12 protein-coding genes are annotated in these 14,646 nt (G+C 56.7%); 6 read left to right on the forward strand and 6 right to left on the reverse strand.

The window, feature by feature from the left end:
• Nucleotides 1-11: 11 nt before the first annotated feature.
• From WBL42_RS07265 to WBL42_RS07290, 6 genes are all read right to left on the reverse strand, one after another.
• Nucleotides 12-1,121 carry an acyltransferase family protein gene (locus WBL42_RS07265; RefSeq protein ID WP_424720608.1) on the reverse strand — a complete coding sequence of 370 codons (1,110 nt, stop codon included), beginning with the start codon at nucleotides 1,119-1,121 and terminating at the stop codon, nucleotides 12-14.
• Nucleotides 1,122-2,140: 1,019 nt separating this feature from the next.
• Nucleotides 2,141-4,837 carry a DEAD/DEAH box helicase gene (locus WBL42_RS07270; protein WP_424720609.1) on the reverse strand — a complete coding sequence of 899 codons (2,697 nt, stop codon included), beginning with the start codon at nucleotides 4,835-4,837 and terminating at the stop codon, nucleotides 2,141-2,143.
• A complete protein-coding gene (locus WBL42_RS07275; RefSeq protein ID WP_424720610.1) occupies nucleotides 4,824-5,579 on the reverse strand; it encodes a metallophosphoesterase in 756 nt (251 codons plus the stop codon). The genes WBL42_RS07270 and WBL42_RS07275 overlap by 14 nt, the downstream gene beginning before the upstream one ends.
• On the reverse strand, nucleotides 5,576-6,352 hold the full coding sequence (locus WBL42_RS07280; RefSeq protein WP_424720611.1) for a hypothetical protein: 777 nt from the start codon (nucleotides 6,350-6,352) through the stop codon (nucleotides 5,576-5,578). Before WBL42_RS07280 ends, WBL42_RS07275 begins: the two co-directional genes overlap by 4 nt.
• Before the next feature lie 344 nt (nucleotides 6,353-6,696).
• On the reverse strand, nucleotides 6,697-7,203 hold the full coding sequence (locus WBL42_RS07285; RefSeq protein WP_424720612.1) for a tetratricopeptide repeat protein: 507 nt from the start codon (nucleotides 7,201-7,203) through the stop codon (nucleotides 6,697-6,699).
• Between the two features lie 614 nt (nucleotides 7,204-7,817).
• Nucleotides 7,818-8,843 carry a DUF3821 domain-containing protein gene (locus tag WBL42_RS07290; protein ID WP_424720613.1) on the reverse strand — a complete coding sequence of 342 codons (1,026 nt, stop codon included), beginning with the start codon at nucleotides 8,841-8,843 and terminating at the stop codon, nucleotides 7,818-7,820.
• A gap of 142 nt (nucleotides 8,844-8,985) precedes the next feature.
• On the opposite strand from WBL42_RS07290, the gene WBL42_RS07295 reads away from it, so the two are divergent.
• The 6 genes from WBL42_RS07295 (at nucleotide 8,986) to WBL42_RS07320 (ending at nucleotide 14,643) form a co-directional block, all read left to right on the forward strand.
• On the forward strand, nucleotides 8,986-9,954 hold the full coding sequence (locus WBL42_RS07295) for a replication factor C small subunit (RefSeq protein ID WP_424720614.1): 969 nt from the start codon (nucleotides 8,986-8,988) through the stop codon (nucleotides 9,952-9,954).
• A gap of 10 nt (nucleotides 9,955-9,964) precedes the next feature.
• Nucleotides 9,965-12,076 (forward strand): minichromosome maintenance protein MCM, encoded by a 2,112-nt coding sequence (locus WBL42_RS07300; protein ID WP_424720615.1) that lies wholly within the window; start codon nucleotides 9,965-9,967, stop codon nucleotides 12,074-12,076.
• Nucleotides 12,077-12,083: 7 nt separating this feature from the next.
• On the forward strand, nucleotides 12,084-12,434 hold the full coding sequence (locus tag WBL42_RS07305; RefSeq protein WP_424720616.1) for a dihydroneopterin aldolase family protein: 351 nt from the start codon (nucleotides 12,084-12,086) through the stop codon (nucleotides 12,432-12,434).
• Nucleotides 12,406-13,236 carry a TatD family hydrolase gene (locus WBL42_RS07310; RefSeq protein ID WP_424720617.1) on the forward strand — a complete coding sequence of 277 codons (831 nt, stop codon included), beginning with the start codon at nucleotides 12,406-12,408 and terminating at the stop codon, nucleotides 13,234-13,236. The genes WBL42_RS07305 and WBL42_RS07310 overlap by 29 nt, the downstream gene beginning before the upstream one ends.
• Nucleotides 13,237-13,306: 70 nt before the next feature.
• The gene (locus tag WBL42_RS07315) at nucleotides 13,307-13,600 is read left to right on the forward strand and encodes a DUF424 domain-containing protein (protein ID WP_424720618.1); all 294 of its coding nucleotides are present in this window, start codon (nucleotides 13,307-13,309) and stop codon (nucleotides 13,598-13,600) included.
• Nucleotides 13,597-14,643, forward strand: coding sequence for a 60S ribosomal export protein NMD3 (locus WBL42_RS07320; protein WP_424720619.1), 1,047 nt, complete (start codon nucleotides 13,597-13,599; stop codon nucleotides 14,641-14,643). The genes WBL42_RS07315 and WBL42_RS07320 overlap by 4 nt, the downstream gene beginning before the upstream one ends.
• The last annotated feature ends 3 nt before the right edge of the window (nucleotides 14,644-14,646 follow it).

Here is a 14,646-nt window from a genome sequence, read left to right on the forward strand (position 1 = left end):
TAGTGAACAACTCACGCAGTTTTCATTCGTTGACCGGGAATCCCGAACAGCGCCCGTACCATCGGGATTCTCCTGAGGATCTCGTAGCAGGCGAATGTCAGCAGGATACTGAAGATCACAATGGCCGCGAACTGCAGTGCCGGCGGGATTGCGAGCATCAGTACATAATAGGCAATTGCTACCAGTATTGCCTGGTGAATAATATACACCGGATACGAGGCCGTACCCATATAGGCGGTGAAGGTGTTGGTTATGTCAAAAAGATGCCTGCCCGCACCCATAAGGGCAAGAACGCCGGTCCATCCGGTTAAAACGTAGATGGCGGAAGACCCCCAGAATACTTCATAATGTCCCAGGATTATTCCGTAAGTCCACATCACCCCGATTGTCAGGACAATCCATGCAGCCAGGAGACCTGCCCAGTACTTTTCCAGCCGGGCCTGAACCGGATCCATCGCGAACAGGTAGTACCCGATGAGGAACATGGCAAAATACGATATTATGGAATATCCTGTCACATTGATGCCGGCAAAGTTCAGGAGCCAGATCGGAATAAACAAAAGACAAAGAACCGGAAGACTTACTCTGTCGGGACTGAGGTGAAATCCCGACAGTCGCCGCCCGAGCAGGATCATTCCGAGTGCCATCACGGATATAATAAACAGGAAGAGGATAAACCAGAGGTGGTCGACGCTGAAATCTCCCGTAAGTCCGTTCAGATCCCGGAGGTTGTGCATTGAGCTGAAGAAATGGACAAACGCACCGGCAAAGCTCCCGGTATAGCCGGTGTGGAACTTCAGGGCATAGTATGCAATAACGGGGCAGATGAGAACCAGTCCTGCAAGAAAAGGAACGAGGAGTTTTGTGACACGTTCTTTCAGGTACACAAGAGGCGTACGCTTCTGTAACGCACACTTCGTACTCAGTCCGGCAATACAGAACAGCAGCGGCATGATCCAGGGCTCAACAGAAACAGTGAGAAAATGTGCAGCTGTTGACGTGTAATCAGAAGAAACATAATAGCCGTACCATCCGGCGCAAAATACGAACGCGGCGTGGAATGGGAAGAGCATCAGGATACACATCCACCGCAGATTGTCGATATAATGCAACCGGACCATGAGCTATTCAGTTATGTAATCCTTTGGAAGAATACTATTACGATTTTATTTTTCTAAAAAACCAGTTCGTTGCCCGTACAATACAGAATTAATTCTCATAAAATCCACGAGAGAAAATCATCAGTCAGTTTTGTTAAAATTGATTTTTTTGCTCTGGAGAAATCATTTTTTTTCGAAGAGACGATGCCTCCCTCTTGCGCCACCAGTCCCCGCGGGGGACGGGGCGCAGTGCGATGACCCGAGTCAAATGGCAGGTAATACAATAGTCATCGCAACCGGGGGATGCCTAGCGGCGGGGGCAAAGCCCAAAAGAGCGTCAGCGATTATGAGGTTTTCTACAGAGCAGATTTTTTCTTCAATTGTGAGTTTTAGCAGATAGTGGAACGTAACGAGGGTTCCCCGCCTCAGGGCCCCTCCGGGGCACGGCGGGGCAAATTACCGGTTTGAGAAAAATTACCGGTAATTGATCCGCCGGAGGTGTTTCATTTGGGATCACTTTTGAAGTATATTACAAAAATTTTTATTATTCAATATCGCGATCCCATTGTTTGCAAATTCTTTCAATATTTTCAAGACGTTCTTGCCTTATTTTATCATTTTCACGATTTTGAAATTTATCTAAATAATAAAAAAGCATTGAAAGGAGAAAAATTGTAACCTAAAAACCCCATTTGCGTTCCGTACTTTTCAAAACTCGTTGGATATATCCCAGCAAAAATAGTAAAAATAACAAACCAAAGAGTCACTAATAGCCATAATAAAATTATAATAGGTTCTAATAATCGTTTCCAAAAATTTTGATTTCTCGAGGTTTGGAAGTTCATAAAAAACATTCCATATTTATTCTTATAAATACGAGCCTGGAAATTACCTTTGTTTTTAAAGTTACGGACTCCCCCGCGACAAAGAAGTGCCTGCCCGTGGCGGCACTTCGACTCGTGGGGGCTGGGGGGAGTTTCAATCGTAACTGTTTTGAAAATAGTTTTCCGAAATAAATTTTAAAGGCCCCGCTCTCTCAATTACGCCCAGTACCGGTGCGTCTGCACAAAATTCCGTTCTGCCTTGAGTATCTCGCGGTAGAAGGAATCCCCCTCGGTCAATGTACCAAGAATCCGGGAAGCCGTCTCCGGCCCTACGCCCCGTGCTGACAGCGTAATCACTGCTTTTTTCCCGCTGGAGAGCACGATATTGGCATTCCGGAGGAGGCGCTGCTCGACCGCCTTCTCCTCGGTAGTCTTCTTTGCCTTTTTGAGCAGGGCGACCTGCTCATCCTCATACGGTTTGAGAGCGGCAATAAGCCGGGCCCCGCATTTCGGGCACTGCGGATGATCCGGCACCCGGGAGACTACCGTCCTGCTCTTCCAGTCCCGGCAGTTCATGCAGGCCAGCAGGACATCATCATTATCAAGGCGCCTCCTGAGGGTTTCGATTACGGCCTTGTCGGCTGTGGGAGGGGGGATCTGGTCCCGGGAGGAAAGGAGACCCCCTGCACCGATCAGGGAGTGGGGACCGAGCGAGACGCCAATCGTCCCCTCCCGTATCTGCCGGACGAGCCCGGCAGCAGTATCGATGTCCATGTACTCGGAGAGCAGCTCCCGGTACGCCTCCTTCTGTACAACGGTGTTGTCAAAGAACTCAAGCAGCCGGTGGATACTGATCTTCTCGTAATCCGCGTCAGGATCGATCGCCCCGAACTTCTTTGCGATCTGCACCAGCTTCCACTTGAAGAGGGCGGTCCGTTTCAGGGCAAGCCGAAGGACACCGGCCATGTGGTCCGGGTCGAGCGACAGGAGCACGTCCCGTACGTCAGCGGCCCGGATTGCGGAAGGCAGACGCAGGAGCATCCGGTACGCATCCAGTTCGAGCCCCACGGTGGTCCCGTGCCGGGCGGAGATGAGGATCGAGATCACCCGCCCGAGCGCCTCGTTCGCCTTGTGCCCTGCGCAGACATTGAGGACCACCCCGTCCTCGATGTTCTCGAGCGTGATGAGCCGGTCGGTGGGGATGAGCGAACGGTTCTTGTCCATCTCCGAAAGGAATGCCCCGGCAAAGGCAATGCCCTCTTTCTCGTCCGTGTAGTCTGCAACAGCCCGTGTCCGGCGCACCTCCCCGGCTTCCTGCGCCACCGGGAACGGGACCGGGATCTGCTCTCCCTCCCACGACGGGAGTTCCCCGATCGCTTTCTTGGCCGGTTCCACGGTCAGCCGGCCGTCCGCAATCTCCAGCACGCGCCAGAGCTGGCCCTTGGTGATGAAGACAACGCCGGTATGTACCCACCCGACTACGAAGGACTCGTCCAGCGTCCCAACCGTGCGCCGGCTGACGATATCGAAGATCGGCACCTTCCGCTCATCATGGATCATCGAAAGGTTGCCCGCAAGGTATCGTCGTGCCCTGGCGGTCGTGATGATCCGGTTCCCGTCGATCCGGATCAGCCGGTGCTCCTCCATCTGTCTGCAGACCTCGTCGAGCAGCGCAGCGCAGTCCGGGTAGAGCGAGGTACGCTCGCAGATCTCCTGGATCTTCGATCGGTCGATCTCACCATACTCAACGGCAATCGCCGCCACCTGGTTGGCGAGCACGTCCGCTGCCCCGGAATGGGGCACCACCCTCTCGATCTCGTTCGCCTTGGCCATCCGGGCGATTACCAGCGATTCAAGAAGATCGTCAAAACCGGTAGCGAGGATCGTGCCCCGGGAGATCGTGTTCAGCTGGTGGCCGGCCCGGCCCACCCGCTGCACAAGCCGGGCCACTTCGCGGGGAGATCCGAACTGGATTACATGATCGACCCGGCCGATATCGATGCCCAGCTCCATGGACGAGGTGCAGATCAGGGTCCGGATCTCGCCACGCTTGAACCGCTCCTCGGCATCGATCCTTACTTCCTTTGAGAGCGAGCCATGGTGCACTTCCACGTCGCCGTGGCTGAAGAGGGCGTGGCCAAGCGCCTCCGCAGTCACCCGGGTGTTAACGAAGACGAGCGTAGATCCTTTCCTCTTCAGGATCCGGGCAAGCACTTCGGTCTGGTGCCGGAAATCATCCCCGACAAACCGGACCGCGATCTCCAGCTGCTTTGCCACGGGTACCTGCACGATGGAACACGGGCGCCTCCCGCAAAGGAACCGGGCAATATCTTCCGGGTTCCCGACTGTGGCCGAAAGACCTATCCGCTGGAATTCCCCGGCATAGACACAAAGGCGTTCAAGACCAATCGTGAGCTGGGCGCCCCTCTTGCTGGCGGCGAGTTCGTGGATCTCGTCGATGATCACGTACCGGACGTGTGCAAGGTGCTGGCGCAGCCGCTTTCCCATGTACAGGGCCTGGAATGTCTCGGGGGTGGTGATCAGCAGGTCCGGTGGATGGAGTGCCTGCTTCCTCCGCTCCGCCATGGGAGTATCCCCATGTCGGACCCCGACCGTGAGCCCGAGTTCGCTGCACCACCACTGCATCCGGGAGAGCATATCCCGGTTGAGCGACCGCAGCGGCGTGATATAGATAGCCTTGAACCCTCCGCCCGCAGGAAGGGAGAGCAGGCCGTTGAAGACCGGGAACATCGCGCTCTCGGTCTTGCCGGTCCCGGTGGGGGCGATCAGGACGATGTGCTTTCCGTCATGGATCAACGGGATTGCCTTCCGCTGGGCATCAGAGAGCGAGACAAATCCCCGTTTCCGTATACAAGCCTGCACTGCCGGGCTCAGTACTTCAATCGTCTTCATCGGAAAGGATCGCGGAGAGCGGGCCGATGAACGTCCCGTCGGCAAGGATGATCTCGGTCTCTTCAGGTCTCATGCATCGTGAGAGGGGAGAGAACGGGTCTTTGACTATTTTCAGGATGTCATAGCCGGCAAGTTCGTTGAAGGCCGGCATGAACATAAGCCGGGTGCTGCCCGAAGGCCGGTCGATCCCGGCAAGGCCCGGGGCCCCGTTATCTACCACGGCACGGATATAGGCCGGGGACAGGAGGGCACACCCAACGTCATCTTTTAAGGAAATGAACGGGTGGTGGTGCCCGATCACCAGGAGATGACCATAGAGATGCGGCGCCGGGTACATATGGCCGTGAAGGTATCCCACCCCGTCAAGAATGGCGCCGTCCCGGGGCTGGAGTTCGCCGGGTTTTGCAAACCGTTCGATACCGATATCATGATTGCCGGGGAAGATCACCAGCGGGATACGGGATCGCAGGGCTTCCAGTATGCCGGGCATCTCCTGGTATTCCTGCCGTGTGAGGGACGGGATGCTGTGCTTGATATCTCCCAGCAGCACGAGCCGGTCAGGATCGGCCTCTTCAATCGTTTTCAGGAGCCGTTCAAGCCGGTCAGGGCTCCTGCTGCGGAAGTGCAGGCCGTGGGCCGCAAGATCGGCCTCGATCCCGAAATGGAGGTCAGCAACCACCAGCAGCCGCTCATCCCCTTCCACCACCAGTGCCGGCCCGTCGCCGATGAATTCGAGGTTCATAACGGCCTGACATACCCTTTCTGCGGCTGGTAGCATTCATCGTCAAGGATAAGCGCTTCAATGGCCGCGAGCACTGCCTCTTTCGCGATACCCTGCCGGGCGAGAACCTCGATGATCTCTTCAACTGCAATGCCCCGCGGTCCCGCCGATCCCTGCATAACCTCCATCACAACCGCCCGTGCATCCGGCGGGGAGGCCGGAGGGGTTCCTCCCTGCTGCGACCGGACACCCGTTACTGCGGATTCCGTCATCCGGACAAGATCCTTCAGTGTTCCAGGTGCAACTGAATAATGGCGGTACGCCCGCAGGATACGGGTGTCCGTGCATTCACCCTTCACAGCACGATCCATCTGTTCAAGACGGCGGAGTGTATATTCGGCAGTGGTCAGGACAAGCTTGTCGCGGGCAGCCCTGTCCACAACGTGGATATGATCCGGGCGGACAGAGAGCGATACCAATCCCCTCCGCTGGTACATCCGGGCCTGTCCCATGACCCCGACAAACGAGGGAACGGGTACCTTCCGGAGTGCACCGGCAAGTGATGCATTCCTGCTGCTCACGACAATATCAAATGCGCCGGTAGGGTCCGCGATCCGGCAGTGGAGCATATCCCCGGTTTCCATAACTTCGGTCAGGGCACCGGCCAGGTACATCTGCCGGCACCATGCCCCGCCGGGTGTCACTACCCATCCCGGGTTCCCGGGGTCTTCTGCCGGTACAAGCAGCGTAGACTGGCTGAATTCACCGGCAAATACCCTGGCTGCGCCCTCCATAATCAGTTACACCATTGTCACGGAGATCTATTCAAGATATACCCCGTGACAACCGGATCGGAAACAGCAGGGTATCCGTAGTCATGCAGGCAGAATACCGGGAGTGCTCTTACCGGCACATCAACCCATATCATAAGCAGGATAACCGGATCCGGCGAGGCTTACCAGAGAGCACAGCAAATGAACGCCGCAAGGGAGGCTGCAAGGGCAGGGTTTAATCCGGGTCATTACATCCCGGAAATGGGAGAGATAAAACCCGGTCCGTAACTTCCGGTGATACTGACCCGGGATCTAACCCAGCCCGGGGCTGGCGGATTCCGGAAAACCGGCAAGGAAGAGATCCCTCAGATCTTCGGGGGCTGGAGCGTAGGGTCGAGGGCGGTTGCGTTGGCATATGCGGCCCTGGCCTCATCAATCATACCGAGGTTGCGGAGTGCATTGCCCTTGTTAAACCAGGCTATTGAACGGGTTGTTGTCAGGTTTCCTTCTGCGGAAATTGCAACATCCGCTGCGGCTATTGCACCGGCGTTGTCACCCAGCATTACGAGGATCCCCGCGCGATTCGCCTGGATGAGGGGCGTAAGGGAGCTTACATTGAGAGCAAGTGCCTGGTCCGCCGCACCGAGTGCGTCCTGGTATTTTCCCTCATTTGCGAGATCCACGCTTTTTGAATAGAGGGCCCCGGCACTCTGGAAACTTGAGTTCGTGCCGGAGGGCGCCGGGGAGGGCGCTTGCCGGGTAAGGGCCAGAAAGACTGCCGCAACGGCGATTATCGCGATAAGTATGAATATTAACAGGTATTTCCGGGACTTCCGGGGAATTGTGGAGGGTATTTTCTTTGACTGCTTCATTCGTACAAAAGTGTACGCACTGGCTCTATAAAAGGGTAGATTTTATAGCTTCGGTACGAACTGATTTTCCCTGTGTTGGAGTCTTCATCACTCTTAAGCACGACCAGAATTCGAATAATTGCTCTGGAGAACTCATTACAAAGAGGAACGCTGTCAGGTGTTTCACCTCAGCTGCTGTGGCAACCGCGTAACAGGTAATTCCTGCAGCATCGCAATGTCAGGGGCGGTGAGTGCGGACAGGCACGGTCCCCTCCTCTCAAAAATATAATCCACTGCTATTTGTTCCAGCACAAGGATTTCTCCAGGGCACGAATAATCACAAAAGCCGCGTTATGCATTATCCTGGTTTTGCTCTGTAGAAAACATCATAATCGCTGACGCTCTTTTGGGCTTTGCCCCCGCCGCTATGGCATCCCCCGGTTGCGATGACGACGTATTACCTGCCATTTGACGCGGGACATCGTCTCTTCGAAAAAAATGATTTCTCCAGAGCATGGTTTTTGTTTTTTGACGATAAACAATGAATTATTTGCGGGATTTCCTACAGACATCCGGATTTAGTAGAGATTCTTTACCGGTAAAAATGGGTGAAAAAAGAGCAGGTAAACAGGAGATCACGTTCTCTGGCGTGCGAAACAGATCAGGGCGATCAGGAGACCGGCCACGGCAATCCATTCCGGCAGTGGCTGGTAGGGGGTCTTACTCGTAACCGGCCGGGCCGTCGGGAGCGTGGTCACGGGTTGCGTTTCCGGAGATGTGGTATTGGAGGAGACCACGGGTGAAACAGATTGTTGCGGTGTGACGGTTGGCGACGGTGTTACGGGTGCGACAAAGGTCACGCTCGTAGTCCCGGTGGTCATGCCATCCAGGTCAGTGATGCCGGCAGCAGCAAACGCCTCCTGCATACCACCCAGGTCCTGGCTGGCCGTAATGATATACGTGCCCGGAGGATAGATCAGCCCTCCCTGCGCATCCCGGGAAAGACGATTCCAGTTATTCAGGTTCTTCCCGAAATATACCGGGGCAGTAATGAACGGGTTGCTGTCGAACGGGGTGATCTGCGTAGTTGCCGCACCGGCATTGCCGGTATAGATATTGGCTACATTCCGCCCCATGGGATCCATCATATTTACGGTAAAGATGGTATCCGACGGGTTCAGGTTTGTCCGGTTATAATAGTCTGCATACTGGTACAGGTTGCTGTCTATGCGATAGGTCACGTTGGTTGCCAGGGGCACGCTCTGCCCGGAAATATCCGTGTTATTGTCCAGATTCCAGGCCCGGATGGTGAACTGGGGAGTCACGACAAACAGGACCTGCTGGAACGGCGCCTTGTCTTCACAGTACCAGGCGCCGGTATGGCCCGTGAAGATCTGCGGGCTGACATTGAAATGGTTGATCAGGCCGCCCGCCTGACTCAGGGTCCTGACCGTCAGGTTAATCGCCGGCGGCGTACTCATATCTGCCCCCGCCGGCCACCAGGCAATAACGTGACAGTCATCAATAGCTGAGGTAATATCCAGATTGGTCTCGCCAATAAAAACCGGCGCGCCCGCGGCAATTTTACTTGTACTGGCCGCAACGGGAGAGCAGACCAGAAGAATTACGACTAAAGCGGACAAAATATATTTTCCTTGCATGAAAGTAATTTCAAAACCCTTATGATAAACATTATGACATTCATTAGAAACAACAGGGAATTTTCCATACACAAGAGTTCTCATGGTCCGTCACCAAACGGGATCATACGAGCGGCCCGGAGAAGACCACAGGAGATAATGCATGGATGAAAGCCACACAATCTGGATAGAGAAATACCGGCCGCAGAAACTGGCGGATATTGTCGGGCAGGAAGAGATCGTGGAGCGCCTGTCATCCTACGTCCGGACCGGTAACCTCCCCCACCTCCTGTTTACCGGCAGCGCCGGGGTCGGCAAGACCACCGCCGCGGTCGCCCTGGCCAAGGAATTTTTCAGGGACTCGTGGCAGATGAACTTCCGCGAGCTGAATGCCTCTGATGAACGGGGGATCGATGTGGTGCGCAACCAGATCAAGCAGTTCGCACGGACTACTCCCCTAGGCGAGGCCACGTTCAAGATCCTGTTCCTTGATGAAGCGGATGCACTTACCACGGACGCGCAGGCAGCGCTCCGGAGGACGATGGAGAGCTACGCGCAGACCTGCAGGTTCATCCTCTCCTGTAATTATTCGTCCAAGATCATCGACCCGATCCAGAGCAGGTGCGCGATCTACCGTTTCAAGCCTCTCGGGCCCGAAGCAGTGAAGGAAGAGGTGTGCCGCATCGCAGCACGTGAGGGGCTCACCATTACGCCCGGCGCAATGGACGCAATCGTCTATATCGCACAGGGAGACATGCGCAAGGCGATCAATGCGGTGCAGGGGGCCGCCATCATCAGCCCGTCCATTGATGAGAAGAGGGTCTACGCGATCACTTCGACCGCACGACCGGATGAGATCAACGAGCTGCTCGAACTCTCCCTCAAAGGCGACTTCGATGCCGCAGAGTCCCTCCTTGCCCAGTTACTCCACGAACGGGGGATTGCGCCCAATGAACTGATCAACCAGTGTTACCGGGCGCTTCTCAAAAAAGATATGGACCGCGGGCTCAAGGTCAGGCTGATCGATCACCTGGGCGAGACCGACTTCCGGCTATCGGAAGGGGCGAGCAGCGATATCCAGATGGAGGCGCTGATCGCGCGGTTCGTGCTCTCCGCAGAGCAGGCCCGGTGACATGACTGCCATGGAGAAAGAACCCGACCTGCACGAGGGCGACAAGACGGGGGACTGGAGCCGGCTCCTCAAGAGCAAGTACAAAAAAGAGCTCGGGGAGATCTCGCGGGAGTATCCCCACAAGCGATCCCTCTTCATCGATTACCGGGACGTGGAGCGGTTCGGCAAGGTGGGGATCGAACTCGCCGATGAACTCCTCGAGAATCCCGGGAAGGTCCTCGAAGACGTCTGGGACGCGATCAGGAACAGCCAGCTGATCCGGACCAAGGACGGGAAAGAGGCCAAAGGGATCAACATCCGGTTCACCAGCCTCCCGAAAAAGACCGGCATCCGCTATATCCGTTCCGAGGACATCAACCGGTTCATCTCAGTAGAAGGGATCCTTCGCAAGACTACGGAAGTCCGTCCCCGCATCGTGGAGGCAGTATTCCGCTGCCCGGCCGGCCACTTCACCGTGAAGAAACAGAAATACGGGAAGTTCATCGAGCCGGACGGGTGCGCGACCGATGGCTGCACGTTCAAGAAGATAGAACTCATGCCCAAGCGGTCGACGTTTGTCGACTCCCAGAAATTACGGATACAGGAATCGCCCGAGGGCCTGCGCGGCGGGGAGCAGCCCCAGACGCTTGACGTGGACGTGACGGACGATCTTTCAGGAAAAGTCTCGCCAGGCGACCGCGTAATCATCAACGGCATCCTCCGTTCCATGCAGCGGGTGGTCAAGGGCGAGAAGAGCACGGTCTTTGACATATTCCTCGAATGCAACTCGATCGAGGTTGCGGAGAAAGAGTTCGAGGAAGTCGAGATTGACGACAAGGCCGAGGACGAGATCCATGCACTGAGCAAAGACCCGATGATCTACCGTATGATCACGCACTCGATCGCGCCCACGATCTATGGCAGCGAAGATGTAAAACAGGCGATCGCCCTCCAGTTGTTCGGCGGGATCGCAAAAGAGATGCCGGACGGGAGCAGGCTCCGGGGCGACATCCATGTCCTCCTTATCGGGGACCCGGGTATTGCAAAAAGCCAGCTGCTCCGCTACGTCGTGAAGCTCTCGCCCCGTGCGATCTATACGAGCGGGCAGTCATCCACTGCCGCCGGCCTGACTGCGACAGCGGTGAAGGATGAATTCGGCGAGGGGCGCTGGACCCTCGAAGCCGGCGCTCTCGTGCTCGCCGACATGGGTGTGGCAGCAGTCGATGAGATGGACAAGATGGAGAAAGGCGACCGTTCCGCCCTGCACGAGGCTATGGAACAGCAGTCCATCAGCGTTGCTAAGGCCGGCATCACCGCGACCCTCAAGTCCCGGTGCGCCCTGCTCGGTGCGGCAAACCCGAAGTACGGCCGGTTCGACATGTTTGGCGACATCTCCGACCAGATCAACATGCCCCCCTCGCTGCTCTCCCGGTTCGATCTCATCTTTATCATGACCGACCAGCCCGAGCAGAAGCGGGACCTTGCCATTGCCGAACACATCCTCAAGGCCCACAGCACGGGCGAACTGATCGCGCAGCACAAGCGTACGCCGATACCCGGCGTCACTGACGAGTATATTGCACAGCAGCTCAAGCCCGTGATGCCGGATATCGACCCCGCGCTCTTCCGGAAATATGTCGCCTACGCGAAACGATCGTGCTTCCCCATCATATCGACCGAAGCGAAGGATGCGCTGGTCGGGTATTATCTCAAGCTCAGGGGGATCGCGGAACCCAACAAACCGGTGCCGGTCACGGCCCGACAGCTGGAGGCCCTGGTCCGGCTCGGGGAAGCCAGTGCGCGTATCCGGCTCTCGAATACGATCGAACTCAACGATGCCGAGCGCGTCATCCACATCGTCGATGCATGCCTCCGCCAGATCGCGTACGATGCGAAGACCGGCACATTCGATATCGATAAGATCGTCACCGGTATCTCCAAGGAGAAGCGCGATATCGTGCGGGTGATCAAGGACGCGATCCGCGATATCGGGGGCGAAGGGCGCAGGGCAGGGATCGACCAGGTGATCGATACGGTCAGTGCGAAAGGATTTGCCCGGGACAAGGTGCGGGAGGGCATCGACATGCTGCTCCGGCACGGCGAGGCGATGGAGCCCAAGTCCGGGATCATCCAGTTAATTTAGGTGTACTATGAACGATCGGGAACAGGCAGTTTTCGAGGCCGGGATCAAGCTTGGTGCCCTCTACCACCAGTGGGTGGGCACCCCTATCTCCCGTGACTCTGCGGCAAGCGTCGAGAAAGCGATCGAGCGGGCCGTGGTCCTCCAGCCGTTTGTGGAGGAGATCACGGTCCGGCTCGACCGCAGCCTCATGACGGAGAACCGGTTCGGGTACAGCGAACTCTCCGGGATGATGTATGACGTCGAGATCGTTACCCGCGTCGGGTTCACGTACTGCCGGGCGCACCTCTCGCCCGAGAACGGATACCCGCTCATGAAGATCGTGGAGTGCCATGAAATCAAAGCCCTACCCGGTCACTGACGACCATATCCATATCGACCCGGTCAACGGCCGGGGCATCGAGGCCGCAAAGGACTTCTTCCGGGCCGGGGGGACCCATATGTTCCTTGTCGCAAAACCGTCCTGGTCGCTTGGGATCCACCCGACAATGGGGAGGGATTATGCCCGGGTGTTTGACGAGACACTCCGTGTTGCCGCACTGATTGCTGAAACCGGCGTCATCGTCTTCCCGGTGCTGGGCGTCCACCCTGCCGAGATCACCCGGCTCACTGACCGCATGTCTCTCCATGAAGCGGCAGAACTGATGAAAGCAGGGATCGATTGCGCCGCTGAATATGTGCAGGAAGGAAAAGCGGTCGGCCTCAAGAGCGGGCGACCGCACTACGAGGTCGCACCGGAGATCCTCGCTGCATCCAACTACGTGCTCGCGCATGCCCTTGCCCGTGCAGCCGAATGCCGGTGCGCCCTGCAGGTGCACGCGGAGACCGGCCCCTGCACGGATATCGTGGAAATGGCACGACAGGCAGGCATGCCGGTGGAACGCGTGGTGAAACACTATGGATCACCTGACACTCCCCTCCACCCGTCGCTGATTGCAAAACACGAGGCAATCCCGCAGCTGGCACAGGAGAAGCGGCCATTCACCATGGAGAGCGACTACATGGACGAGAACTCCCGGCCTGGCGCCGTCATCGGCCCGAAGTCAGTGCCGCGCTATACCAACCAGCTCGTTGCCTCCGGCCGGTTTACAGTAGAGGACTGCTTCCGGATCCATGCAGAGACGATCGAACGGGTCTATGGGGTCTCCATTCACCTTCCCTGACAAGACGTGCAGTAAAAAACCTCTGGTACAGACTCACCTTTTTTTACCCCCGGTCGCCAATGAGTGATCAATGTTCATGAAAATTCATCGCTCCCGCGAATCGCCCGATGTGGTCGCGGTCTGCGATCGCGAGCTGATCAATACAACCATCAGCGGCGAAACGATGACCGTCACGGTAACCGACGCCTTTTACGGCAAATCCCCCGCAACGGAAGAGGAGATCCGGGAGGCGTTGCGAAACGCCGGGAATATCAACCTGATGGGAGAGCGGACCATCGGGCTTGCCATAGAGATGGGTCTTATCACCAGAGATCACTGTATCATGATCGGGAAGATCCCCCACGTGCAGGTCTACTGCCTATGAAAGGAAGTATACGGGGGAACTTCTGCCCGAAATGCGGCAAGGCCTCAGAGACGGAAGGACTGTGCAGGGAGTGCAGGATCGGGGATACCCCATGGTTCACCTGCGACCAGCGGGTGAAACACGTCCAGTGCCCCAGCTGCGGTGCCACGAAACTGGTGAATACCTGGACCGACAACGAACGGGATAAAACTGCACTCGGGCAGGAACTGGCCAGGTCAGCAGTCCATTTCCACAAGGATGTGAAGATGCCGGCGATCGAGGCATGGATCGATGATATCACCATCAACCGGTCCCGTGCGAACCTGAAAGTCCGCGGCACGCTCTACAAGACCCCGGTCGAGGGCAGCTGCTCGACCGAGATCATCTGGCACAAGGAGCAGTGCGATCGCTGCAACCGGATCAGCGGGAGTTATTACGAGGGGGTTGTGCAGGTCAGGGCCGATGGCCGGCTCCCCAGCACCTTCGAACTCGAGACGAGCGCACAGATTGCCCAGCAGATCGAGGACACCCTCCAGGCCGGGGGCGAACGCCTCTCGTTCATCAACGACATGAACATCATCCACGACGGGATCGACATCATCATCGGGTCCCAGCATATCGGCATGCTCATCTGCAAGGGCATCGTCGCCCAGCTTGGCGGCCGCTATACCACCCACCCGAAACTGGTGGGCGAAAAGAACGGCCGCCAGCTCTATCGGATCACCTACTCGATGCGCCTGCCCCGGTTCCAGAAGCACGACGTAATCCTCGCGAAGAACCGGTATTACGAGATCGAACGCATAGAATCGCATAATGTGCGGGTATTCGACCTCCGTGACGGTAATGGCAGGTCGATCCGGCAGGATGACGTGGAGCGTATCATCGGCAATGCCCGGAGCGCCGAATCTGCTCTCGTGGCATTTGCGGATACAGACACCATGGGCATTCTCGACCCGGTCTCCTGTAAAACCGTGGAGCTTCCAAAGCCCGGGTGGCTGGACGCACACTCCGGGGATCACCTGAGTATCCTCCGCGACGCTGATCACCTCGTGGTAGTCCGTTGAGAC

Origin of the sequence: Methanoregula sp. (assembly GCF_049686655.1) — an archaeon.
GTDB lineage: Archaea > Halobacteriota > Methanomicrobia > Methanomicrobiales > Methanospirillaceae > Methanoregula.